Annotated in this window: 25 protein-coding genes; 15 read left to right on the top strand and 10 right to left on the bottom strand. The window is 62.4% G+C overall.

The window, feature by feature from the left end:
- Positions 1-65 precede the first annotated feature (65 nt).
- The 8 genes from BM216_RS10860 to BM216_RS10825 all read left to right on the top strand — a co-directional run bounded on the left by BM216_RS10860 (position 66) and on the right by BM216_RS10825 (position 10,239).
- Positions 66-1,784, top strand: coding sequence for a GumC family protein (locus tag BM216_RS10860; RefSeq protein ID WP_092998946.1), 1,719 nt, complete (start codon positions 66-68; stop codon positions 1,782-1,784).
- A gap of 8 nt (positions 1,785-1,792) precedes the next feature.
- On the top strand, positions 1,793-3,121 hold the full coding sequence (locus tag BM216_RS10855) for an O-antigen ligase family protein (RefSeq protein WP_092998944.1): 1,329 nt from the start codon (positions 1,793-1,795) through the stop codon (positions 3,119-3,121).
- Entirely contained in the window at positions 3,114-3,887 is a 774-nt protein-coding gene (locus tag BM216_RS10850) for a polysaccharide deacetylase family protein (RefSeq protein ID WP_092998942.1), read from the top strand. The genes BM216_RS10855 and BM216_RS10850 overlap by 8 nt, the downstream gene beginning before the upstream one ends.
- Before the next feature lie 14 nt (positions 3,888-3,901).
- Positions 3,902-5,128, top strand: coding sequence for a glycosyltransferase family 4 protein (locus BM216_RS10845; protein ID WP_092999383.1), 1,227 nt, complete (start codon positions 3,902-3,904; stop codon positions 5,126-5,128).
- Between the two features lie 160 nt (positions 5,129-5,288).
- Positions 5,289-6,665, top strand: a complete 1,377-nt coding sequence (locus BM216_RS10840) for a glycosyltransferase family 4 protein (RefSeq protein WP_244530147.1) — start codon at positions 5,289-5,291, stop codon at positions 6,663-6,665.
- Positions 6,662-7,729, top strand: a complete 1,068-nt coding sequence (locus tag BM216_RS10835; protein ID WP_092998940.1) for a glycosyltransferase family 2 protein — start codon at positions 6,662-6,664, stop codon at positions 7,727-7,729. The genes BM216_RS10840 and BM216_RS10835 overlap by 4 nt, the downstream gene beginning before the upstream one ends.
- The gene (locus BM216_RS10830; protein ID WP_092998938.1) at positions 7,656-9,824 is read left to right on the top strand and encodes a glycoside hydrolase; all 2,169 of its coding nucleotides are present in this window, start codon (positions 7,656-7,658) and stop codon (positions 9,822-9,824) included. The genes BM216_RS10835 and BM216_RS10830 overlap by 74 nt, the downstream gene beginning before the upstream one ends.
- Before the next feature lie 202 nt (positions 9,825-10,026).
- Positions 10,027-10,239, top strand: coding sequence for a hypothetical protein (locus BM216_RS10825; protein ID WP_092998936.1), 213 nt, complete (start codon positions 10,027-10,029; stop codon positions 10,237-10,239).
- Positions 10,240-10,269: 30 nt separating this feature from the next.
- On the opposite strand, the gene BM216_RS10820 is transcribed toward BM216_RS10825, so the two are convergent.
- On the bottom strand, positions 10,270-10,776 hold the full coding sequence (locus tag BM216_RS10820; protein WP_092998934.1) for a ferritin-like domain-containing protein: 507 nt from the start codon (positions 10,774-10,776) through the stop codon (positions 10,270-10,272).
- A gap of 179 nt (positions 10,777-10,955) precedes the next feature.
- Here BM216_RS10820 and BM216_RS34015 point away from each other — a divergent pair, with 179 nt between their 5' ends.
- The 3 genes from BM216_RS34015 to BM216_RS10805 all read left to right on the top strand — a co-directional run bounded on the left by BM216_RS34015 (position 10,956) and on the right by BM216_RS10805 (position 13,031).
- The gene (locus BM216_RS34015) at positions 10,956-11,129 is read left to right on the top strand and encodes a hypothetical protein (protein WP_092998932.1); all 174 of its coding nucleotides are present in this window, start codon (positions 10,956-10,958) and stop codon (positions 11,127-11,129) included.
- 73 nt (positions 11,130-11,202) lie between these two features.
- Entirely contained in the window at positions 11,203-11,436 is a 234-nt protein-coding gene (locus tag BM216_RS10810; RefSeq protein ID WP_092998930.1) for a hypothetical protein, read from the top strand.
- A 92-nt stretch (positions 11,437-11,528) separates the two neighbouring features.
- Positions 11,529-13,031, top strand: a complete 1,503-nt coding sequence (locus BM216_RS10805) for a phospholipase D-like domain-containing protein (protein ID WP_092999379.1) — start codon at positions 11,529-11,531, stop codon at positions 13,029-13,031.
- On the opposite strand, the gene BM216_RS10800 is transcribed toward BM216_RS10805, so the two are convergent.
- Positions 13,011-13,946, bottom strand: coding sequence for a putative bifunctional lysylphosphatidylglycerol flippase/synthetase (locus BM216_RS10800; protein WP_092998928.1), 936 nt, complete (start codon positions 13,944-13,946; stop codon positions 13,011-13,013). The two genes, BM216_RS10805 and BM216_RS10800, sit on opposite strands and share 21 nt — an antisense overlap.
- Before the next feature lie 61 nt (positions 13,947-14,007).
- On the opposite strand from BM216_RS10800, the gene BM216_RS10795 reads away from it, so the two are divergent.
- Positions 14,008-14,757: an endonuclease/exonuclease/phosphatase family protein gene (locus tag BM216_RS10795; RefSeq protein WP_092998926.1), complete on the top strand. Its 750-nt coding sequence runs from the start codon at positions 14,008-14,010 to the stop codon at positions 14,755-14,757.
- 31 nt (positions 14,758-14,788) lie between these two features.
- Here the strand turns inward: BM216_RS10795 and BM216_RS10790 are convergent, their stop codons facing one another.
- The 8 genes from BM216_RS10790 to BM216_RS10755 form a co-directional block, all read right to left on the bottom strand.
- Positions 14,789-15,094 carry a type II toxin-antitoxin system RelE/ParE family toxin gene (locus BM216_RS10790; protein ID WP_092998924.1) on the bottom strand — a complete coding sequence of 102 codons (306 nt, stop codon included), beginning with the start codon at positions 15,092-15,094 and terminating at the stop codon, positions 14,789-14,791.
- Complete coding sequence (locus tag BM216_RS10785; RefSeq protein WP_092998922.1) at positions 15,091-15,360, bottom strand: CopG family ribbon-helix-helix protein; 270 nt, start codon at positions 15,358-15,360, stop codon at positions 15,091-15,093. Before BM216_RS10785 ends, BM216_RS10790 begins: the two co-directional genes overlap by 4 nt.
- 141 nt (positions 15,361-15,501) lie before the next feature.
- Positions 15,502-16,050: a nuclear transport factor 2 family protein gene (locus BM216_RS10780; protein ID WP_092998920.1), complete on the bottom strand. Its 549-nt coding sequence runs from the start codon at positions 16,048-16,050 to the stop codon at positions 15,502-15,504.
- A gap of 68 nt (positions 16,051-16,118) precedes the next feature.
- Positions 16,119-16,925: an SDR family oxidoreductase gene (locus BM216_RS10775; RefSeq protein ID WP_092999377.1), complete on the bottom strand. Its 807-nt coding sequence runs from the start codon at positions 16,923-16,925 to the stop codon at positions 16,119-16,121.
- Between the two features lie 49 nt (positions 16,926-16,974).
- Positions 16,975-17,376, bottom strand: coding sequence for a GlcG/HbpS family heme-binding protein (locus tag BM216_RS10770; protein WP_092998918.1), 402 nt, complete (start codon positions 17,374-17,376; stop codon positions 16,975-16,977).
- Between the two features lie 161 nt (positions 17,377-17,537).
- The gene (locus tag BM216_RS10765; RefSeq protein WP_092998916.1) at positions 17,538-18,440 is read right to left on the bottom strand and encodes an AraC family transcriptional regulator; all 903 of its coding nucleotides are present in this window, start codon (positions 18,438-18,440) and stop codon (positions 17,538-17,540) included.
- Between the two features lie 162 nt (positions 18,441-18,602).
- Positions 18,603-19,178: a phosphoribosyltransferase gene (locus BM216_RS10760; RefSeq protein WP_092998914.1), complete on the bottom strand. Its 576-nt coding sequence runs from the start codon at positions 19,176-19,178 to the stop codon at positions 18,603-18,605.
- Between the two features lie 118 nt (positions 19,179-19,296).
- Positions 19,297-19,869: a helix-turn-helix domain-containing protein gene (locus BM216_RS10755; RefSeq protein ID WP_092998912.1), complete on the bottom strand. Its 573-nt coding sequence runs from the start codon at positions 19,867-19,869 to the stop codon at positions 19,297-19,299.
- A 74-nt stretch (positions 19,870-19,943) separates the two neighbouring features.
- Here BM216_RS10755 and BM216_RS10750 point away from each other — a divergent pair, with 74 nt between their 5' ends.
- From BM216_RS10750 to BM216_RS10740, 3 genes are all read left to right on the top strand, one after another.
- Positions 19,944-21,317, top strand: a complete 1,374-nt coding sequence (locus BM216_RS10750) for an LLM class flavin-dependent oxidoreductase (protein ID WP_210217034.1) — start codon at positions 19,944-19,946, stop codon at positions 21,315-21,317.
- Positions 21,318-21,527: 210 nt separating this feature from the next.
- Entirely contained in the window at positions 21,528-22,757 is a 1,230-nt protein-coding gene (locus BM216_RS10745) for an MFS transporter (protein ID WP_092998910.1), read from the top strand.
- A gap of 77 nt (positions 22,758-22,834) precedes the next feature.
- The gene (locus tag BM216_RS10740; protein WP_092998908.1) at positions 22,835-23,479 is read left to right on the top strand and encodes a TetR family transcriptional regulator C-terminal domain-containing protein; all 645 of its coding nucleotides are present in this window, start codon (positions 22,835-22,837) and stop codon (positions 23,477-23,479) included.
- The last annotated feature ends 8 nt before the right edge of the window (positions 23,480-23,487 follow it).

The following is a 23,487-nucleotide window of genomic DNA, read 5'->3' as shown; positions in this document are numbered from 1 at the left end:
AGCGATTGGGAGTTTTCGTCGTCATGGCTGCTCCGTCCGATATCCCATAACAGCTGGAGGTGTTGATGTACCGGCCGCGGGATCCCGAAAGCCAACGATCGGCGCAAGACCAAACGACATCCGTGCAGGCGCGCGCGGCAGAGCTCGCAGGCGCGCGCCATCGCCACGGCAGTTCCCTGCTCGACCACCTCGACGCTCCGCAGCAGCAGGCTGGGGAAGATCGGCCGTACCGGGCCGAAAAGCCGGCCCCGTCGCACGCCGATGCGACACAGCCTGCTCCGCCGCAGCCTGCATCGACATCCCAGGCACATCATGCCTCCCGCTTCAGGGAGCAGGATTATCGCAACGCGGCGCCGGTTGCCGGCGCTCCGGGCAATTCCGTGGTCGATGCCCAGATCAAGAGCCTGTCGCAGATCGGCATCGGCGATGTCCTGACCTGGCTGCGCCGCAGGCTCGCTCTCATCATCGCCATGACAGTACTCGGCGTGATCGCTGCCTTCCTTTATGCGACGATGAGCACGCCCCGCTACACGGTCTACACAGACATCATGGTCGATCCGCAGAACCTCAACGTCGTTTCCGACGACGTGTTCGCGGCCAATCCGCAGCGCGATTCCCAGCTGCTGGAAGTGGAAAGCAAGCTTCGCGTGCTGACCTCGCGCAACGTGCTGAACAAGGTCATCCGGGATCTCAACCTCACCGAGGATCCGGAATTCAACAAGCCGTCGCCTTTCGGCAACCTGTTCGGATCGCCCGAACCGGCAACGCCCGAACAGAAAGAGCTTTCGGTGTTGCGGGAGCTCGGCGACCGTATCACCGCGGGTCGCGAAGAGCGCTCCTTCGTCGTCACCCTGGCCGTCTGGAGCTCCGATCCGGAAAAGTCCGTCGAGCTGTCGGAAGCGATCGTGCGCGCCTTCGAATCCGAACTCTTCGTTTCCTCGTCCGACAGTGCAGGCCGACTCGCAGCCGATATCAACAGCCGGCTGGACGAATTGCGCATGTCGGTGACCGATGCAGAGGAAAAGGTCGAGCAGTTCAAGCGCCAGAACAACATCCAGGAATCCAGCACCGGGGAACTCGCGAGCAGCCGTATTTCCAGCGCACTCGACACCCAGGTTCTCGATGCCCAGCAGCGCCTGTTCCAGGCCCAATCGCGCTACGACCAGATGCGCTCGGCGGTTGCCGATCGCCGCACGGCGACGGCCACGATCTTCGATTCCGTCGGCATGCAGACGCTGCGCACGAGCTACAACACGCTGCAGCAGCAGATCGGCGCGCTGAGCCGCACCTATGGGGCACGCCATCCACGGCTGATCGCCCTGCAATCGGAGGAGGCCGCCGTCGAGAATGCCATCGCCGCCGAGGCGAACCGCATTCTGGAAACGGTAAAAACCGAGGCCGACGAGGCCCGCTCGACCCTGTCGCAGCTTCGCGGCCGTGCGGATGCCGAGCGCTCGACGGTGTTCAACGACAATGATGCTCAGGTGAGGCTGCGCGAGCTGGAGCGTGATGCACGGGCCAGGGCCGCCGTCTACGAGACCTATCTGTCGCGGACCCGCCAGATCAACGAGCGCCAGCAGATCAATGCAACCAATGTGCGGGTGATCTCGCCGCCGGTACCGCCAAAGAGCAAGAGCTGGCCGCCGCGCACGGTGATCCTGCTGGCCGGGGGCGCCGCCGGTGGCTTTGCGCTGGGCACCGCGCTGGCGCTGGCTCTGGGCCTCTCCGGCCACCTGCGCGATGCACGCCGACGCTACTACGCCTTCGAACCAAGATACGCCTGAGGAACGCAATGTCAGTCGCGACGGCCGATGACATACATGCACCAGCCGCCGGCCGAAACATCATCGGTCCGTGCCTGTTCATGGCCGTTTTCCTGTTCTATTGGGTCACCACCAACCCCTATGTCGACCTTCGCGGCACCGCGGTGCTCGATCCTTCGGCCGGGTCATCCAGCAGCATCAACCAGATCGTCACGATCGGGCTGACGCTGTCGTTGATGGCCTACGGTTTCATGCACCCGATGCGGTCGATCATCCTGCAGCCGCGCGTTCTGCTGGCGTCGCTGTTCACCTGGTTCTTCGTCACCGCGTTCCTGTCCAACTACCCTATGCAGAGCGCCAAGACGATCGTGCTCGCCATTCTGACCGTGATGAACGCCTCCATCTTCCTGCTATTGCCCGCCTCGGAGCGGCAGTTCGGCAAGCTTGTGGCGATCGGCACGCTGATCATGCTGGGCTTTGCCTATTTCGGCGTGATCTTCAAACCGCAGCTCGCCATCCACCAGGCATCCGAACTGCGCGAACCGATGAATGCTGGGTTCTGGCGCGGTCACTTCACCCACAAGAACGCGGCAGCCGGCGCCATGGTCATGGCCGCCTTCTTCGGCTTCTTCGTCATGCGCGTCTGGTCGCGCTTTCTCGGGCTGCTGATCATCGGCCTTGCCTGGTTCTTCCTGCTCCATACCGGCGGCAAGACGGCATCCGCCATGCTGCCGGCCGTTCTCGTCATCTCCTGGTTCTTCGAACGTTATCGCGCGCTGCGCATCCCGATCGCACTCGGAGGCGTCGCGGCTTTCAACCTGCTCGCGGTCGGCTCGGCGGTCATTCCGCCATTTCGTGCGCTGGTGAACAGTTTCGGCGTCGACCCCACCTTCACCAACCGCGCCGACATCTGGCGCTTCGCCTTTACCGCGATCGAGGACAACCCGATCCTCGGCTACGGGATGAAGGCCTTCTGGCAGACCCGCGAACTGGTCTACAGCAACAATTCGATCGAGACCTGGGCGGTCGAGGCCTACAACGCCCATAATTCCTTCATCGACATCTGGCTGCTGACCGGCCTGCCGGGCCTGATCATGACGCTGTTCTTCGTCCTCTTCATGCCGCTCAAGGCCCTGATGCGGAAGGACGGCGTGCCGGAGGCGCAGTCCCACATCACCCGTCTTTTCGTGCGTGTCTGGCTCTACACGCTCTACAATGCCGGACTGGAATCCGTCTTCTTCGATAGCGGAAGCTACCAATGGTTCAGCTTCTGCGTCGCGCTTTATGCATTCAGGCTTCAGAAGGTTGACCTGGTGACCGATGCGGCACCCAAGCACGGGGCATCCGCGCATGTCTGATCTCAGCGAACGCCTCAGCAGCATCGTCGACCGCCTGAGCAACCGGCTGATCTGGGATCTCGCCAGCCCGACCCGCAGGGTCGAGACCAGTCGCCCGATCGTGACGTTCACCTTCGACGACGTGCCGGACACGGCCCTGACCAATGGTGCGGCCATCCTGGAGAAATACGATGCCCGCGGCACGTTCTACATCGCCGGCGCCTTGGAGGGGGTCGTCGAACCCGACCGGACGCTGATCGATCGTGACGGCTGCCACGACCTTTTCGCGCGCGGACACGAGATCGGTTGCCACACCTTCACCCATGATCGGATCCGCAGCTATGGTGCCGCCCTGGGCAAGGACATCGATCGAAACGTCGAATACCTCAAGCAGGCCGGCGTTTCCCGCCGGCCGACCAACTTCGCCTTCCCCTACAACTCGGCCTGGCCGCTGGCACGCCGCGAACTTGCTCGCCGCTATGTCAGCTGTCGCGGTGCCGGCGAGGCGATCAATCGCGGCGATGTCGACCGGATGATGGTCAAGGCGGTCGAGATCCGTCAGCCGGAAGACTATGCGTCTGACCTGACGCGCTGGATCGACGACGTTGCGCAGGATCCGGGCTGGCTTGTTTTCTTCACCCACGACGTTGCGGATGAGCCGACGCCCTTCGGCTGCACGCCGGCCACTTTCGATGCGCTTGTCCGCTACGCCCGGGAAAGCGGCTGCGAAATCATGACCGTCGATGCCGCGACCCGGGCACTCGGCTGGACGGGAGCGGCACAATGAACGCACCCGCAGGGATGAGCGGGGCGCGTCGCCTGCTCAACATCAACAACTATTTCTACCGTCGCGGCGGCGCCGAAGCCGTGTTCTTCGACCACTCTGCGCTGTTCGAGGAAGCGGGCTGGGACGTCGTCCCGTTCGCCATGCAGCACGAACAGAACCTGCCCTCCCCCTGGTCTGACTATTTCGTCTCCGAGATCGAATACGGACGCGACATCGGCCTGCGCGACAAGGTCGTGCAGGCGGCGAAGGTGATCTATTCCTTCGAGGCGCAACGGGAACTGGAGCGGCTGATCGACAAGGCGCGGCCCAGCATCGCCCATGCCCACAACATCTACCACCATCTTTCCCCGGCCGTCTTCCAGACGCTGAACAAGGCCGGCATTCCCACGGTCATGACCGCCCATGACCTGAAGCTCGCCTGTCCCGCATACAAGATGCTGCGTGACGGCAAGGTCTGCGAGGAATGCAAGGGCGGACACATCTACAACGTGATGGTCCATCGCTGCATCAAGGGCTCGCTTCCCTTAAGCGGCGTGGTGTTTGCCGAAACGCTCCTGCACAAGACGCTCGGCACCTACCGCAACAAGGTCGACCGCTTCGTCGTGCCGAGCCGCTTCTATCGCGAGAAGCTGATGGAATGGGGCTGGCCGGGGGAAAAGCTCGTCCATATTCCGAATTTCGTCGATGTCGCCTCGTTTTCCACCGACTGGGAAGAGGGCGACTATTTCGTCTTTGCCGGGCGGCTCGCGCCGGAAAAGGGCGTAGACACGCTGATTCGCGCCGCCGCGGCATCAGGGCAGAAACTGATGATCGCCGGCACGGGTCCGGAAGAGGCACGCTTGAAGAAACTGGCGGGTGATCTCGGCGCTGATGCGACCTTCACCGGCCACCTTTCCGGCGCAAATCTCTTCCGCCTCATCGGCCAGTCCCGCGCGCTCGTGTTGCCGTCCGAATGGTACGAAAATGCCCCGATCAGCGTTCTGGAAGCCTATGCGCTGGGACGTCCGGTCATCGGCAGCGATATCGGCGGCATTCCCGAACTTATCCGGCCTGGCGAAACCGGTGCAATCGCCGCGCCTGCTTCTGCGGACAGCCTTGCGGATACGCTTGCCCGCATGGCAGAGCGATCTCCTTCGGAGCGCACCGGAATGGGCAAGGCAGGCCGCCAATGGGTGGCCGAGAATTTCTCCAGTTCCCTCTACCGGGACCGGATGATGGCCCTCTACGCCGAGCTCATCTGACCCCCATTCCGCGCCTCGATGAGCGCCGGAATTTTACTCTCCCCACAAAAAAATGGCCTGAAAGCATACAGGATCATTAAAATTTTAGAATTTGCTGTAGTAAGTTTGAAAGGTTCCGTGTTTAAGACTTCACTTAAGAAATGATTTCTTGGTGCGGCTGATGAACAAGAAGACGGAATCCCGCGCAAAGGCGGATCGGCCGGCCGGCCGACCCAGACTTTTTGCCAGGCGCTCCGAGAGCGCGGACCCCACTCTGCCGCAGGATCGCGACCTGCCGCGGGCCGAGTTTTCCGATAGCGATCCGAACGCCCGATACACGCTGACCTCTCCCCCGAGCCTTTCCCCCAGCCTTCCCGATATCGTGCCCTACAGGGGACCTGCAGCGGATCGCGAGACCGTGCGCCACCGCGTGATGATGCTCGGTCTGCGCGGCGTGCCCGATATTCAGGGCGGGGTCGAAACGCATGTCGAGATGCTTGCCCAGGAACTGGTTCTACGCGGATGGGATGTCGAGGTCGTCGGCCGTCGCAAATATCTGTCGAAGCAACCGATGACGGCGTGGCGGGGCGTGCGCATAACTCCCCTATGGGCGCCTTCATCCGCATCGACGGAGGCCTTCTTCCACACATTTTTCGGCGTCGTCTACGCCGCATTCAAACGACCGGACATCCTGCATATCCATGCGGTCGGCCCCGGCCTCTTCGCGCCTCTGGCCCGCCTTTTCGGATTGCGTGTCGTCGTCACCCATCACGGCTACGACTACGACCGGGAGAAATGGAACGGTTTTGCGAAATCCATCCTGAGGCTCGGCGAACGGCTGGCCATGCGTTTTTCCAATGGCAGCATCGCCGTGTCGCGCGAAGTGACCGACACGATGCGCGACCGCTATGGCAGCAAGGTCGCCCATATCCCGAACGGGGTGACCGTTCGCGCGGCGCCGATCGCAGGCCCGCTTCTTGAACGCTTCGAGCTACGCCGCCGCCGCTATATCGTGCTGGTTGCGCGCTTCGTTCCGGAGAAACGGCAGCTGGACCTGATCCAGGCCTATGCCCGCCTCGACCAGACCGAATGGAAGCTCGCCCTGATCGGCGGCGCCGATCATCGCGATACCGGTTATGCCAAGCAGGTGGAGACCATGGCCGCCAAGGTGGACGGCGTGGTGCTGACCGGCTTCCAGAGGGGTGACGATCTCGCGACGCTGTTTTCACAGGCCGGCCTTTTCGTGCTTCCCTCGAGCCACGAGGGCATGCCCATCGCCCTTCTGGAGGCGCTCGGCTACGGCCTGCCGGTTCTCGCAAGCGACATTCCTGCCAACCACGAGGTGGACCTGCCGCCAGAAGACTATTTCCCGACCGGCGATATCGACGCCCTGACCGCCGCTCTGCGCCGCAAGATGGATGCCCCCTTCGAGCCCGAACGGGCGCTCGCCCGCATACGCGAAATCGAGCAGACCTATGCGTGGCCATCAATCAGCCGTGACACGATCGCGGTCTACCGCAAAGCCATGACGTCACCAAAGGGAAGGTCCACATCATGACGGTATCCGTCGTCATCAAGACCCTCAACGAGGAGAAGAACATTGCGCGGACGATCGAGTTCGCCCTGGCGGCGCTGCCGGAAGGCCAGGGTGAAGTCATCATTGCCGATAGCGGCTCGCGCGACCGGACGGTCACGATCGCCTCGGGTTATCCGGTGCAGATCGTCCAGATCACCGCGCCGGCGCGACCGAGCTGCGGCCTCGGCCCGCAGCTCGGCTATCAGTATGCCCAGCATGAATATGTCTGCCTGATCGATGGCGACATGGATCTCGACCCGGAATTCCTGCCGGAGGCGATCGCCTTCCTCGACCGCCATCCCCGCACGGCCGGCGTCACCGGCCATGTCCAGGAGATGATGCTGGACAATCTCGAATACACTCGCCGCGTTCAGCGCAACGCCCCGGAAAACCGCATCGGCTCCATCGACCGGATGAATGGCGGCGGGCTTTACCGGCGCAGGGCGATCGAGGACATCGGCTACATGACCGATCGCAACCTGCATGGCTACGAGGAATTCGACCTCGGCATCCGCCTGCGCGATGGTGGATGGAAGCTGCACAGGCTCGACCGCCGCTTCGTCAGCCATTACGGCCACAGTATCAATTCCTACCGGCTGCTCGTCCGCCGCTGGAAGTCGAAATACCTGTTCGGTATCGGCGAGGTTTTGAGGGCGGCGACCGGAAAACCCTATTTCCACCGCATGCTGCGCGAACTGCCCGAGCTCAGGCTCTGGGCCGTCGTCTGGGCGTGGATCGTCATTTCCCTGGTGATCATGCTGGCGCTGCCCGGTCTTCTCTTGCCCTTGGGCGTCGTCGTCGGCATCTTTTGCGCCGTAGTCGTTCTCATGTCCTTCCGCAAGCGCAGCTTCTCGCTCGGGCTCTATACCGTGGTGGCCTGGTTCTTCCATGCGGTGGCGCTTCCGGTAGGATATTTCAGACCACGTCGAAACCCGCGATCCTGGATCGAGAGTCGCCCCGTCGGAGAACCGGATGAAGAATCTAGCGCTCAGCCTGACAACGCTACTGAGCCTCACCTGGTCGACCCAGGTCGCGCTTCCGGCTGACTGGCTTCCCGTCCGGGAAATTTCACTGGAAATACAGTCAGGCAGTCCGCTCGATTTCTCCGGCCTGATGCCGAACGGCACGATCGATGCCGAGCACCGGCTGGTCACCAATCCGGAAGGCCGCATCGCGTTTGCCGGAACGCCCGACAAGCCGCAGCGCCTGTTCTGCGCCTCGCTCGGCTTCGGCCCGGCAGCCGGCGGATTTCCCGATCATGCCGAGGCTGACGCCTATGTCCGCCAGCTGGTCCTGCATGGCTACAACATAGCGCGCTTCCACTTTACCGATGCCTCGCTGATGAACGGCCGGCAGAAGGATTTCGATTTCGATCCTGAAGTGCTCGACCGCATCCACTACCTGATGGCGGCGTTGAAGAAGGCCGGCATCTACTGGATGGTGGACGGCCTGACCTCGTGGCATGGCGGTTATGGCGGCGACTTCGAGCGCTGGGACCCGGCGGAAGGCCTGCGGGGAGAAATCAACTACGAGGAAAAGGCCTACCAGCACTGGCAGACGATGGTCAGTGACTTCCTCGGCCGCGTGAACCCCTATACGGGCGTCGCGCCGATCCGCGACGACGCGCTGAGCCTCATCGTTCTCGTCAATGAGAACGGCATGGAATTTTCGACCGTCGTCACCGACAAGAAGGGCCGTCCCTATCCCGACAGCCTGCGTGGCCCGTTCAACGACTGGCTCGCAGCCCGCTATCCGTCCACCGAGGCGTTGAGGGCCAGATGGTGGGACCTGCGCTCCGATGAGCGCCTGGAGGACCGCAACATCCGACTGCCGCTCGATCGTTATGCCGACAGCCCGCGCCTTCGCGACCTGCAGGCCTTCTTCGTCGAGACCGAGCGCAAGTCGGCGGCGAGGATGACGGATTTCGTCCGCAGCCTTGGCTATCGCGGCATGGTCAGCGATTACAACAACTGGGCGACGGTGCAGACGAGCCTCACCCGCATGGACCTGCCGGTCGTCACCATGAACACCTATCACGACTGGGTGTCGGGCTATGCCTCGGGTTCGAGAATCCAGGACAAGAGCTCGGTCGGCGATACAGCTTCCTACATGCGTCTTGCGGCATCGGCCCGCTGGCTGGGCAAGCCCTTCGTGATGACCGAATACGACCATCTGTTCTGGAACAAGTATCGCTACGAGGCCGGGTTGATGATGCCCGCCTACGCGTCGTTCCAGAACTGGGATATCCTCTGCCGCCACGGCCATGGACCGATCATCCTGAAATACGGCGAGGATTTTCCCCACAAGCGGGCCATGCTGCCCTACGCGATCGCGCTTGATCCGATCGCCCGTGCCAGCGAGACGCTGGCGGCGCTCACCTTCCGCCGTGGTGACGTCGCGCCCGCCCGCAACACCATTCCCTTCATGGTGCGCGGCGAGGAGGATTTGAACGACGACATGCAGCAGAGGGAGCCGGACACCCTGACCGAACTCGGCCTTGTCTCCGGCATAGGCCTGAAGAAAACGGACGGGCTGCGCGAGGCGATGGCGGTCAACCAGCCGCGCGATCCGGAAGCCTTCGAGGAAATCCTCTCGTCGCTGAAAGAGGCCGGGCTGATTTCGGAGAAGAACCGCACCGATCCGGTCAAGGGCCTGTTCGAGAGCGATACGGGCCAGTTGCTGCTCAACCGCAACGAGCTGAGCCTTGCGCTGTCGACGTCGCGCAACCAGGCATTCGCTTTCGCACAATTCACCCGCCCGACCGATCTCGGCAATGTGACGGTGAGGGGCAGCGATGGCAGCGGCCTGTTTGCCGCCGCCGCGATCGATGGTTCCGCGTCTCTGGCCGATGCCAAACGGATCCTGCTGATCTATGCGACCGACGCGCGCAATACCGGCATGCGTTTTCAGGATGCCGACGAGCGTGTCATCGACGATTTCGGCAAGCTTCCGGTGCTGATCCGCAAGGGCAGGATAGAGGTGTCATTCAACGATCGGCTGGCACGCTGGCGCCTGTCGCCGATAGGGCTGGATGGCACCGTTCATCCGGCGCTGAAAATGGGCAACGGCCGCATTGAACTCAGCCTGTCCAACGACACGCCATCGGGCCCGACGACCTTCTTCCTGCTGGAGACGGATTAGAGCCCTGAGGCCTAGGAGTTCAGCCGCAATCGATGCGCCTATCGGTTGACGCTCCAATCACCGATTCCTTACCGCAATTTAATGAGCCGCCGCTTGCAACAGCGGCGGAAGATAGTAGGCTCTTCCCCATCGCAGGCTAAGGGACAGGGTACCGGCGATCGAAAGACCAGACGCTCTTTCGCCCCCATGATGGAGGCAGAAAATGAATCCGGCAGCCATAAGCAATACATTCGAACCAAACGAGCTGGCGTTCCTCAAGCGCATCTATGACGATCTGCGCGCGGAGCGTGGTGTGGCGAGCGGCAGTGCTGCCGCGACGGAACTCGCCGCCGAGATGATTCAGCTCTATCAGCGCGGCGTCACAGACGAAGCGGGCCTGCACCGGCATTTCGACGGCAACGGTTTTCTCGGCTAGTCGCCGACGCGCCTAACCCACATTAACGGCTCACCGCTTGGCTTGAAGATCACGCTCGTCACGCATCAGGAAGATGCGGGCAATCGGATCGAGATTTTCCTCCAGCCAGGATGCCATGGCTATTTCCTCGCCAAGTATGCGCTCCAACACGGCCGAGGCCTCGTCTTCCCCCAGCTCGTCGGCGGCAGTGAGGAGCGTGCGATAGGTGGCGATTTCCAGATGCTCGAACGCATAGGCATCAGCGGCGGACTTGACGACCTCGTCGCTCACCAGCATCCCGGGAATGCCATGAACGGTGGCGGCGATCCGGCCTGCGATATCCTTGAGGGGCGAAGGCGCGCCTGACAGCCGGTTGAGAAGCTCCTGCAGATCGGCCGCATGAACCCTGGTCTCTTCCAGATGGTGCATCATCCGCGCCTTGAGATCGGGATAGTTTTCCAGTCTCCGCGTCTGCGCCATCAGCATCGCACTCGACTGTTCTTCCATCGCATGGGCACTTTTCAGCCATGCGATAAAATTGTCCTTGGCATGGGTCATCCGGCTTTCCTCCCGTCGGTTGAAGTTAGCGCACGGGTCGACAAAGGCCACATGGGAACCCGCGACCTTGAGAAGAAGTTCCGCGTCCACTCCATCGCCGCGCTTGCCGAAGCGGGACGAAAAACAAGGGAACCTTCAAGCAGGCCGACGGTTGTCGACATATGAGAATGGAGATTTCGATGACCCCAGATCCTCGCGAACCAAGCGAACAGCCGCCGATGCCGGCCCCGATCTGGACGCCCGATCCGCCGATCGACGAGCCGGAACCAGACCGCCTGCCGGACGAGGCACCGCTGCCGAACCCGGATGAAACGAACAACCCGCCGGTTTACATGCCGCCCGGAAATGCCTAGGGCCAGCCGCATAGGAACTCCACGCGGTGGCAGGCCTACCCGAAAGCGGGGCGTACCGGAAAAGAGAACGGACATGACATCCCCGATACAGGTCACGGAAGACGGCACTGAGGACGAGAGAACGGAAAACCCACTGGTCGCCGCCAAGCCGCAGAAGGATGAAATCAAGCCGGGCCTCTGGAAACTGCTGGTTGCCGCGGGAGGTATCCTGGTGGTGGTCTTCGTCGCGATGGAGCTGGTCGACGACACTTATCTTTCGCCGACGCAGACTACGCTCGGCGTGCCCCTCGAACACGGTCACAGTTGAAACATACCCATGCCCGTGATCCCTTGCCGCGGGAACCAAACCCGCGATCCCGACGTTCATCCGTCCGCAGTGACGAGGTGGGTTAGGTGGACGTGAGCAGTTTTTCCAAATCGAGCGTGATTGACGCTGGAACCGACCGTGCACGGGTTATCCGACCCGGCCGCAACGTCTGGCGTTCCGCCAAGGCCGATCGCATCGCCTTTCTCATCGATGGCGAAGACTATTTCCTCCGTTTGGACGAAGTCCTGCGCCAGGCCGAGAAATCCATCTTCATCATCGGCTGGGACTTTAACCCCTATATCCGGCTGCGTCCCCGCGAGGAAGGTTCCGAAACGATCGGCGCGCTTCTGCGGCGCCTCGTCGACGAAAAGCCCGAACTCGAAGTGCGCCTTCTCGTCTGGGGCATGGGTCCGGTCTATTCCGGCAAGAGTTTCCGCATGTTCGGCAAGATGGATTGGGCGGACCATCCGCGCATCCTGCTGCGCTTCGACTTCCGCCATCCTTTGCGGGCGAGCCATCACCAGAAGATGGTGGCGATCGACGACAAGACCGCTTTCCTCGGCGGCATCGACCTGACCGCACGGCGCTGGGACGACCGGGAGCACAAGGCCGTCAATCCGGTGCGTGTTGCGCCGGACGGCGCGCCCTATGGGCCTGTCCATGACATGCAGACGATCGTGACCGGCGACACGGCGCGATTGATCGGCGACACCGCACGGCGCCGCTGGAAGAAGGCGACGGGCGAGGAACTGGCGGGCGTCGAGGTGCCAGGCCCGAGCCCCTGGCCATCCGATCTCGTGCCCGCGCTCGAACGATGCTCGACCGGTCTCGCACTCACCGAGCCGTGGAAATGGAAGGGCCGCCGGGGCCATCGCGAGGCGATCCGGCTTACCCATGATGCGGTGAAGGCCGCCGAGCGTCATCTCTATATCGAGACCCAGTATCTCGCCTCCTTCGGCGTCGCGAGAACGCTGGCCAAACGTCTGCGCAAGCAGAAAGGCCCCGAGATCGTCGTGCTGGTCACCCGGGAATCCCACGGCTTCCTCGAAAAGCTGATGATGGGCAACAACCGCACCCGGCTGATCCGTCGCCTGAAGCGTGCCGATCGCTATGACCGGCTGCGCGTCTTCTATGCGGTGACTCAGACGGAAGACGGCGGCGAACAGGAAGTCATCGTCCATTCCAAGCTGATCATCTCCGACGATCGTTTCGTCCGGGTCGGTTCATCCAACCTCAACAACCGTTCGGAAGGCCTCGATACCGAATGTGACCTTGCGGTGGAGACGGACGAGGCCGCGGGTCGTGAGGCGATTGCGGAACTGCGCGTCGATCTTCTCGCCGAGCATCTGGCGGCAGATCCTGAACTGGTGCGCCGCAGCTTTGCCGAGACAGGATCGCTGATCCGCACCATCGAGATGCTGAACGTCAACGGCCGCCACCTGAAACCCTTCGACGTCGATGTCGAAAAGGGCGAGACGGACAGCCTGCCCGGCACGAGCATCGTCGATCCGAAACAGCCCTTCTGGCCCGTGCCCCAGATACAGGCTGGCATCCGCCGGCTCGTGACCCGCCTGTCAGCCCATCGGGTGTTCTGAGAGGCGGTAGCGGCGCCGGTAATAGGCTTCGCTCGCCAGGAATGTCGGCAGGCCGATCATCAGCGGCACGAAGAAATAAAGCACCCGGAAGGCGACCAGAGCGCCGATGATCCTCGTTCCCGGCAGGATGTTGAGCATGGTCGCCTCCAGCACCCCGAGGCCGCCCGGAACGTGGCTGATCAGCGACGCGACATTGGCCGTGACATAGGCACCGGCGACCTCGAAATAGGTGATCGATCCGAAGACGGCGACAAGCTGGTGGATGCAGGCGGCGACGCAGGCGAAATTGAGCGTGCCGACGAGGACCTGCGCTACTGCAAGCGGCAGGCGCGGAGGATCGAGCCTCCAGCGGCCGAGCCGGATCGGGATGCCGAAAAGGCAGATCGCAAGATAGGCGAGCGGCACGACGAGGCAGGCAATGCCGGCCGCGATACGGGTTTCCTGATCGATGCCGAAGAGATCGGTATCCGGCCCGAGATCGAGCAGCAGGACCAGCGCGGCAAGCGCCGACAGTCCAAGCCCAACGGTCACGCCGCAAAAACCGATCACCTTGGCGATATCCGACCCGGTCAGCCCCCAGCGTGAATAGAAGCGGTAGCGCACGGCACCGCTGCTCAGCGCCGCCATGCCGACATTGTGGCCGATGGAAAGCGCCGAGAACGAAGCGAGCGCGCTTTGCCTATAGGCGAGCGGCTTGCCGACATACCGCACGGCAAGCGCATCGAAACAGGTAAGGCACAAATAGGAGGCTGCCACGAAGACAAACGCGGAGAGAAGGCTTGTGAAGGGGATGGCCTGAACCGCCTCCTCTATCTCGTAATAGGTATAACGCCCGAGGCTCCGATAGACGAGATAGGCAGCGATGCAGACGGCGGCGAGGATGGCCAATTGTACGATATGCTTCCTGCCGATCATCTTCGCTCCTATTGCCTTCTAGGTAGGGAACGAAAAGGCGGGCGAACGTGTTCCCTGCCCTATGCAGTCCTCCCCGGCCAAATCACCGGCATCCCGCCGCCTCAAGCTCCTGACCTATAACGTCCACAGCTGCATCGGCACCGACCGGCGCCTGGCACCGGAACGCATCGCGGAGGTGATCGCGGAGGCAAGACCCGACATCATCGGATTGCAGGAGCTCGACGTCGGACGAAAGCGCACCGGCGGGATAGACCAGGCCCATGCGATCGCCGAAATCCTGAAGATGAAGCACCATTTCCATGCAGCCCTCGATGTTGAGGAGGAGCGCTACGGCGACGCGATCCTGACCGCCCTGCCCGCAGAGCAGGTGAAGGCCGGCCCGCTGCCTTCGGTTGGCGAACAGCGCGGGGCGCTTTGGATCGAGGTGGAAGTCGGAGACGTGCGTCTGCAGGTATTGAATACCCATCTCGGCCTGCGCCGCATCGACCGCATGCGCCAGGCGGATGCGCTTCTAGGCACCGAATGGCTGGGAGACGACCGCTGCACCGACCAGCCCGTAGTCCTGCTCGGCGACTTCAACTCGATACCTTCGAGCCCGCCCTACAAGCGGATCGCCGGAAAGCTCGAAGATGTACGCCGCTCAATTGCCGGCACCTTGAGACCGAGCTTTCCCTCGCGCTTTCCTCTCCTCAAGATCGACCACGTCTTTGTCTCGAAGGGCATCAAGGTCATGGACGCCGAAGTCATATCCACCCCCCTTGCGAGGCTCGCTTCGGATCACCTGCCGCTGATGGCGACGATCGAGGTTTGACACCGGCCGGGACGATCGCCCATCTGCCGATCTATTCCGGCCACTCCTCATCGAGCCACTCGCGAGACGTGTGGATAATGCGCAGAATGACGATGCTTTCGCGTCCCGCGATAGACCGCAATTCATAGGCAATGATGTAGGGAAGCCGATCGAGGGACTTCTCGTACGTACCTGCAACACGTCCCGGCCGACCGGTCGCAACCTTTCCCAGTTGCTCTCCCGATCGTTCGATCGCATCGACGATCCTTTCTGCTGCGGCGGGGTTGTCATCTGCGATATAACGCAGAACTTCGAGCGCATCGCGATGCGCAGTTTCCGACCAGACGACGGGCCTCATTCTTCCGATGCTTTTTTACGTCTTGCTGCCTCGACAACCTCACGCATGCCGGCAATCGCCTTGTCATGCGGCAGGACGCGGCCAGCGGTCGCATCCGCCATACCGCGCTTGATCCCGTCAATGATTTCGAGTTCCCGATCGACATAGGCTGCAACCGCCTCACCGGCCAGGAACGATTTGCTGCGCTTTGTAACTTCAGCAACCCGATCAAGCTTTTCCTTTACGTCAGGCCGAACCCGGATTGTCATGGTTGTGCTGGCAGACATCTTGCGGCTCCTGTGCTCAAGTGTGTACACCCTAGCACACAGGCCATGCTGACGTAAGTCCGAAGCGCCGAGAGCAAAATGGCATGCAACCACCTCAGGTGAACCGGCCGCATGCCACCTTCCAGCCGTTCCAGACGGGTGTCAGGGTCCCGGCGAGACGCGGGTCCAGAGGTCGTTGAACACGATGGAATCGAAGAAGGCCGAGACGCGAACGATGCGGTCATGGCGCATGTCGAGGAACCACGCATAGGTGTTGACATAGGGCTGCCCGTCGCGAGCCATGCCACGGGCGTCGAAGAACACGACCACGCCATCGCCATCGGCATAAACGCGGCGGATCGAAGGCTTCAGCGGCTCCTTCATCCGTGCATTGAACGGGCGAATGACCTCGCGCATCAATTCCTCGCGGCTGGAATAGGTCTTCGATGCCAGCGAATAGCCTTCGATCGTCCAGCGGGCATCGTCCGCCAGGAGGTCAAAAGGACCGCCCGTGCCGGCCGCCCATGCCTGAAACGCTGTCTCGACGGTCGCCTTGTTGCGACTTTCGGTTTCCGTCAGCGTCTCGGACGAGGCGCGGGCTTCCACGACGCCCATCGCCGGTATTGTGGCGGCAATGCCCAGGGCCGCGTTGAAGATACGGCGGGTCCGGGATCTCATGCTGCGGACGTTTGCACTTGTCATAAGGGGCATGGCGTCCTCCAGGACATGCGTTGACTGCGCCACGTTCGGCAAGGGACGCCGCGGGGAAAAAACGAGGGTCATATGCGGACGTCCCAAGCATCGATCTCGTGCTGCTTGAGCATGTCCTCGACCGACTTCGGCATGACGTTGCGATACTTGCCTTCATCGGCCGGCACGATCGCGATCATGCGGTCGATCATTTCCTGTGGGTCCATATGGCCTTGGGGAGACGCCAGAAGCGCATCGAAAGTGGCCCGCAGCTCGGCCCGCTTGGTGAAGTTCCTGCTGTCATCGAGCCAGCGGAACGCGGCATCGGCCATCGTCTCGTTGTAGCCGGTGAGATAGGCGCCCGGGTTGATCGTCTGGACCTTGATGCCGAAGGGCGTGACTTCCTGGGCGATCGCCTCGGCAATCGATTCCAGTGCGTGCTTCGTCGAGACATAGGTACCCCAGCCCGCAGGCGTGAACAGGCCACCCATCGAGGAGGTGAAGACGATCTTCGCCTTCTTGCCGTCAGCGACCCATTTCCTGATGAAGCCCTGCGTCAGCTCGAGCGGCTTGAAGACATTGATCTCGTAGTTGCGGCGAACGAGATCCAGCGGAATCTCGCTGACGGGGCCCGTCTCGCCCATGCCTGCATTGTTCCACAGGACGTCGATGTCGATGGATTGCGCAAAGGCGATGTCATAGGGATCATCGAGATCGAGCCGCTCGACGCGCAGGTTCTTGAGGCCGAGATCGGCCGCCTTGTTGCGCAGCGCCGCGACCTGCGGGGATATCTGCGCGGTGGCGATGACGTTGTGCCCCGCCTTGGCCATGCCGATGGCGGCGGCTTCGCCGAAGCCGGAGCCTGCGCCGGTAATGAGGATGGTCCTGGTAGACATCGTGCTCTCCTTTCGCAATTCGGTGATGAAAATGTTGCAGCCGACCTCGTCAGCCGCCGAGCGCCGCGGCGGCGGCCTCCGCAACCTCGAGATCCTGGGCGACCGCACCGCCGGAAACCCCGACGGCCCCGATCAGCACGCCGCCCGCATCGCGCAGCGGAATACCGCCGGCGAACACGACGAGGCCGCCATTGGTCTGTTCAAGCCCGGGCGACGTGCCGCCGGGCTTGCAGAATTCCCCGACGTCTTCCGTGCGCATGCCGAAAAGAGCGGCCGTGCGGGCTTTGTCGACGGCGATGCTGATCGTGCCGAGAAGCGCATCATCCATTCTGTGGAGGGACTTGAGGTGAACGCCGGCATCAAGCACCGCGATATTGACGGGAACGCCGATCTGCCTGGCCCTGTCCTCACCGGCGGCGATGATTTTGCGGGCCTGCTCCGAGCTGATCATGCGCTGCCTCCTGCCCCGATGATCGCCCGACAAAGGCGATCGAATTCGATGAGGCAGCTTAGGCTTCACGGCTCGGCGGATATTTCCGCATCTTGCGCGCTGATGCGCAGATCTTGCGCTTTGGTCGCGCATTGAGAGCCCGGCGTGTCACGATAACGCGTTCAGCGCCGATAGAGCGTGCGATACTGGCCGGGCGTCATACCCGTGGCCTTGCGGAAGACGCGGATGAAATTGGCCTGCGAGCCGAAGCCCGTATCGAGCGCGATCTCGACCAGCGAGGAATGGTTCAGCACGAGCTTTTCCCGTGCCGCCTCGACGCGGCGCTCGGTGACATAGCGATGCGGGGTAAGCCCGGTCGCCTCCCGGAACATACGGGAAAAATGAAACGGGCTGAGGCAGGCCTCGGCGGCAAGATCGTCCAGCGATATCTCCGCATCGATACGCGCCTCGATGAAATCGAGCACGCGCTGCAGCCGTCGTGGATCGATCGTCGATCTCGTGACACGGTTCTTCCAGCGCGTGGCCGTATAGGCACCGAGCAGATGGGCGGCAAGCGCCTGCTGGATGCCATCGAGAAACAGCCGGTCGGTCGGCTGCAGAGGCCGGTTGAGCAGGCTGCGGTAGAGCATGCCGATATGCAGCACCACGGGATCCGGGACACCGCCCGCATAGGCGAGCTGCACCTTGGCGGGGTCGATCTCGAAATTGGAAAGCGCATTTTCGCCGACCAGCGACGGCGGCAGGAAGATATGCAGCGATTCCGGCATGGTGCCGACAATTTCGACGCCGCTCTCATGCACGCCCGCCGGGCATATCCATGCGACACCCGGCCGGGCGATCGCCTCCCGGCGATGACCGTCTTCGGCCCACCTGATCTTCGAGCGCCCGGAAAGCAGCACGGCAACCTCGGTGCATTCAAGCGTCAGATCCACCTGCCAGCCGGGATCGAAACTGCGGAGCTCGACCTGAAGCGATGAGCAGTCGACAAGTCCGCCGACACGCTCGCTGGTTCGATACTTCCTGTCGCCCTGCGACTCCACGAAATCCGTTTCCGCGAAAGTCATGTTCCGTCCCCAGACACTGGCCGATGCGGCCAAAGAGATTGGATCTCACTGTCCCTCGCGCTCCGCGCGATGGCGGGGAAGGTCACACCGAAATCACTATATGACAATATGTCTTATTTTTGCATCCGAGGGATGCGAACAGAGGCGCAAGTGGCGAATTGCCTAGTGGAGTAGCCTGTGGATACGACGGGCTTCCTTGAGCAGATGAGCGATCGTCCGATCATCGATGGGCTGCGCCCCGGTTGATGGTGAGCTCATGACGCGGACGGATCGGGCTCCGCCGTCGACAAACCGCTTTATCACCGCGTTCAGCACTTCGGCATCAATGCCGTCGTCGAGGAGCACGACATCCTTGCCGGCATGATTGTGCCGCTCAGGGTCATCGTCACCGAGATACATGAGATGCAGCCGTTCGAGCTCGGCGAGCTGATGCTGCCGTTCAGCGTTGAGATAACCCGGTGGGACATGAAATTTCCGCGCCAGGTTCTCATCGACGGTAACCTGCGGCACGGCGAGGTCGAGCACCGATCCGATGACCTGATCGGGGTGACCGGGGGCGGGAATGTATCCAACCAGCAGCAGGTCCAGTTCGCAGCCCAGGCGTTGCGCCGCCTCGAAGGCGAAGCCGACCGCTTGGGGCGAGAAGACGACGATGACGGGGTCGCGGAGCGCAAGCGCCGACAGTTCGTCCGCAAGGCTTCGTCCGGCATCGCCGAATAACGGCATCTCGGATTGCATCTGGATCCTCCTCCCGTTCCCGGCCCAGTTCGGGGGCGGCCTGCTCTCCCGGGCGCGGCCGTCGCATGGGGAAAGCCCGACACGGGGAATAGTTCCAGCTTTGCTGATATATACGACTTTAGCGCCGGGACAGAACGAGGAGATATCGCGCCGGGACGGGTCCGGGATTGAAAAATGCGCAGTCGGACGGTACGCCGAGCAGAAGGCAGTCACCGGCTTTCAGGTGATGCAGGACGTTGCCTTCCGAAAAATCGAGACGCCCCTCCAGAACCCAGATCTGCTGCTGCTGAAACGCGAAGGCAGATGCCGGATAGGGTACGCGCACGCCGGATGGCAGGCTCACCTCGATCAGTTCCACCGGCGCTCCAGCCGGGGAGATCGCTCTGCGGAGATAGCCGGTCTCCGGATCGGTCCAGACCACCTGCGCTTCCGCCACGCTCAAGCGCTCCGACGCCCTTTCCGCCGAAGCGATCAGCACCGACAACGGGACACCGAAAGCACCGGAGAGCCGCCCGAGCACGGTTGCCGTGGGGCTCGCCTCCCTGCGCTCGATCTTGCTGATCATCGCCTTGGAGACGCCGGACCGTTCGGCCAGATCGGCGAGAGACCACTTTCGGGTTTCCCGCTCATGTCTGAGCGTCGCCGCGATGGCCTCAGCGGGATCCTGTTCCAAATCATCCGGTCCTTGCATGCGGCACGTCTCCTATAGTAGACAATATGACCATATAGGAGACGGAAGACCTCCGCAACGAAAGGCTGACGGTCATGGTGCAGAAGATAGCACGCGAAATTCGCTTCAACGCCTTCGACATGAACTGCGTCGGCCATATCCAGCAAGGACTTTGGACACATCCGCGCGACCAGTCGCATCGTTACAAGGAACTTGGCTACTGGATGGACTATGCCCGCCGCCTCGAAGCGGGCCTGTTCGACGGCATCTTCCTGGCCGATGTCGTCGGCGTCAACGATGTTTACGGGGGCAATGCCGATGCGGCCCTGAAGGGTGCCGTGCAGGTGCCGGTCAACGACCCTATGCTGCTGGTGCCGGCCATGGCGGCGGTGACGAAACACCTCTCCTTCGGCATCACCGCCAACCTGACCTACGAGCCACCGTCTCTCTTCGCCCGCCGCATGTCGACCCTCGACCACCTGACCGGCGGGCGCATCGGCTGGAACATCGTCACCGGCTATCTGGACAGCGCGGCGAAGGCGATCGGCCTCTCCCAGCAGGCCGCCCATGACGATCGCTACGATCTGGCCGACGAATATATGCAGGTCATCTACGGCCTGCTGGAAGGAAGCTGGCGCGACGACGCCGTCATTTTCGATCGCGCCAACCACGCCTATGCCGATCCAGCAAAAGTCAGGAAGATCCGGCATGACGGCAAACAATACAGCCTGGATGCCATGCACCTTTGCGAGCCGTCTCCGCAGCGCACGCCGATGCTCTACCAGGCGGGCTCTTCGACGCGTGGGCGCGAATTTGCCGCCACCCATGCCGAATGCGTCTTCGTCAACGGCCAGAAGATCGAGGGCGTGCGCGCCATCGTCGAGGATATCAACGCCCGGGCGCTGGCGGCCGGGCGTTTTCCCGACGATATCAAGATCTTCATGGGCGCGACCATCGTCACCGGCCGCACCGAAAAGGAAGCACAGGAGAAATTCGAGGATTACCGCCAATATGCGAGTTCCGAGGGCGCGCTCGTGCATGCCGCGGCATCGCTCGGCATCGACTTCTCGAAATACGATCTTGACGAGCCGATCCAGACCGGCAAGAGCGCCGCGATCGTCTCCAATGTCGAGGCGATGACGCGTTCGGCCGGACCGCAATGGACGCTGCGCAAGCTATTGGAACAGATGCCGCTCGGCAGCCGGCAGCCGCCAATGGTAGGCTCGGCGGAACAGATCGCCGACACCCTGGCCGAATGGGCGACAGGCGCCGATATCGACGGCTTCAACCTGTCGCGCACCGTCGTGCCGGAATGTTTCGACGACATTATCGACCTAGTCATCCCAATCCTGCAGGAGCGCGGGATGTACAAGACCAGCTATCGGGATGGTACGCTGCGGGAAAAGCTGTTCGACGCGCCGAGATTGCCGGGGCGGCATGTGGGGGCAAGAGCGCGGATGGCGGGATAAGGTGGGTAAAGTCACGGATACCCCCCTCTGCCCTTCCGGGCATCTCCCCCACGAGGGGGGAGATCGGCCAGATGCACCCCTACGCCCAAATACACATCACCGAAAAGCGATTATTTTGACCCGGCGATCAGGCTGGGCGATGGTCAGCAGGCTTGGGATCTCCCCCCTTGTGGGGGAGATGGCCGGCAGGCCAGAGGCGGGTGGCACGGCATGATGTCAGACACGAGAGTAAAACCCCAAGGCCGCTTTACCATGCTGGCCACGATCAGCCTTGCCGTGGTCCTGTCCTTCTCCACCTGGTTCTCCGCCACGGCAATCGCACCGGAACTGAAACTCGCCTGGGGACTGTCCGACGCCGCCGCCGCGTGGCTGACCAATGGCGTGCAGGCGGGCTTCGTCATCGGCGCTCTCGCCGCCAGCCTGTTCAACCTGCCGGATCTCATTCGCATGAACCGGCTAATGGGCTGTTCGGCAGCGCTTGCCGCTGTCGCCAATGCGGCGCTGCTGCTCGACCCCGGCCCGACGGTCGCAATCCTCCTGCGCATGGTAACCGGACTGGCGCTGGCCGGTGTCTATCCGCCGGCCCTGAAGCTGGTAGCCACATGGTTCGTCAAGGGGCGCGGCATGGCGCTTGCCGCTGTCATCGGCGCGATCACCGCGGGGTCATCGCTACCGCATCTCGTGCGCGGGCTGACCGCCGGTGTCGACTGGCAAATCGTCATTGCCGCCTCGAGTGCCGCAAGCCTTGCCGCCGCCATCCTCTTCCTTGCCGGCACCCGCGAAGGACCGGACGCTTTCGGCAAGGCAGTGTTCGATCCGCGCCAGATCCCGCAGGTCCTGCGCGACCGCAACCTGCTGCTCGTCAATTTCGGCTATTTTGGCCATATGTGGGAACTCTACGCCATGTGGGCATGGCTGCTGGCTTGGCTTACCGCCGCCTATCAGGCGGGTGGCACGGGCCTTAGCGGTAGCGCATCACTGCTGACGTTCTTGGCGGTCGCCTCCGGTGTGGCAGGATGTTTTCTCGGCGGCTTCCTCTCGGATCGCTATGGCCGCACCGCAACCACGGCGGGACTGATGATCGTCTCCGGAAGCTGCGCTCTGCTGATCGGCTTCGCCTTCGACGGGCCGCTCTGGCTGCTCGTTCCGATCGTCATCGTCTGGGGCATCTCGATCGTCGGTGACTCTGCCCAGTTTTCCGCCGCGGTCACCGAACTTGCCGACCGCCGTTATGTCGGCACGGCGCTGTCGCTGCAGATGGGTATCGGCTTCGCACTGACCATCCTGATGATCTGGCTGATGCCAAAACTGGCGGCTTTTTTCGGCGGCTGGCAATGGACCTTTGCGGTTCTCGCCATCGGCCCGGCCTTCGGCGCGGCTTCGATGCTGATCCTGCGGCGAAGGCCGGAAGCGTTGCGGCTGGCGAACGGCAAACGGTAATTCTTGCCTGTACGGTTATTATTCGATCGTATAACAAGGTTCGAATACGCATCGGCCAAGCAGGAACGAACACCCCCATGGCATCAGCGCGCCGCACCTATACCCGTGCCAGCGAGACCGAGCGCCGCGAGGACCTGATCCTGGCGACGCTGGACTGCATCGCCGAACTCGGCATCCAGGGTGCGACGGTGCGCCAGATCGCGCTGCGCGCCGGCGTTACCGCCGGGCTGATCCGCCACTATTTCACCGGCAAGGACCAGATGCTGGAAGCGGCCTATCGGGCTGTCATGACCGGCATGACGAAGATGGCGATCGAGGCCTCCGAACAGGGCGAGACGCCCCGCGCGTGTCTCCGCCGTTTCATCGTTGCCAATGTCACGCCTCCGGTCACCGACAGCCGCACGCTGTCGCTCTGGGCAGCCTTCATCAGCCATATCCAGACCGACCAGACTTTCGCCGCCATTCACCGGGAAAACTACCTCGCCTTCCTGGAGGCACTGGAAGCGCTGCTCACCGCTTTCTTCAAAGAGCGGGGGACGGACCTGACGCAGAAGGACTGTCGCAGCTACGCCATCTCGCTCAACGCCCTGATCGACGGGCTGTGGCTGGAAGGCACGCTGACCTCGGACCTGTTTGCCGAAGACGAAATCGCCGACAGCGCGCTCTCATCCGTCGAGGCGCTGTTGAGACTGAAGCCGGGCGAACTGGCTTCCGACGCATAAAAAGGAAA

Origin of the sequence: Rhizobium sp. NFR07, assembly GCF_900111905.1 — a bacterium.
GTDB lineage: Bacteria > Pseudomonadota > Alphaproteobacteria > Rhizobiales > Rhizobiaceae > Neorhizobium.
Note: the sequence above shows the minus strand (reverse complement) of the source record. Positions and strands in the feature narration are given on the sequence as shown.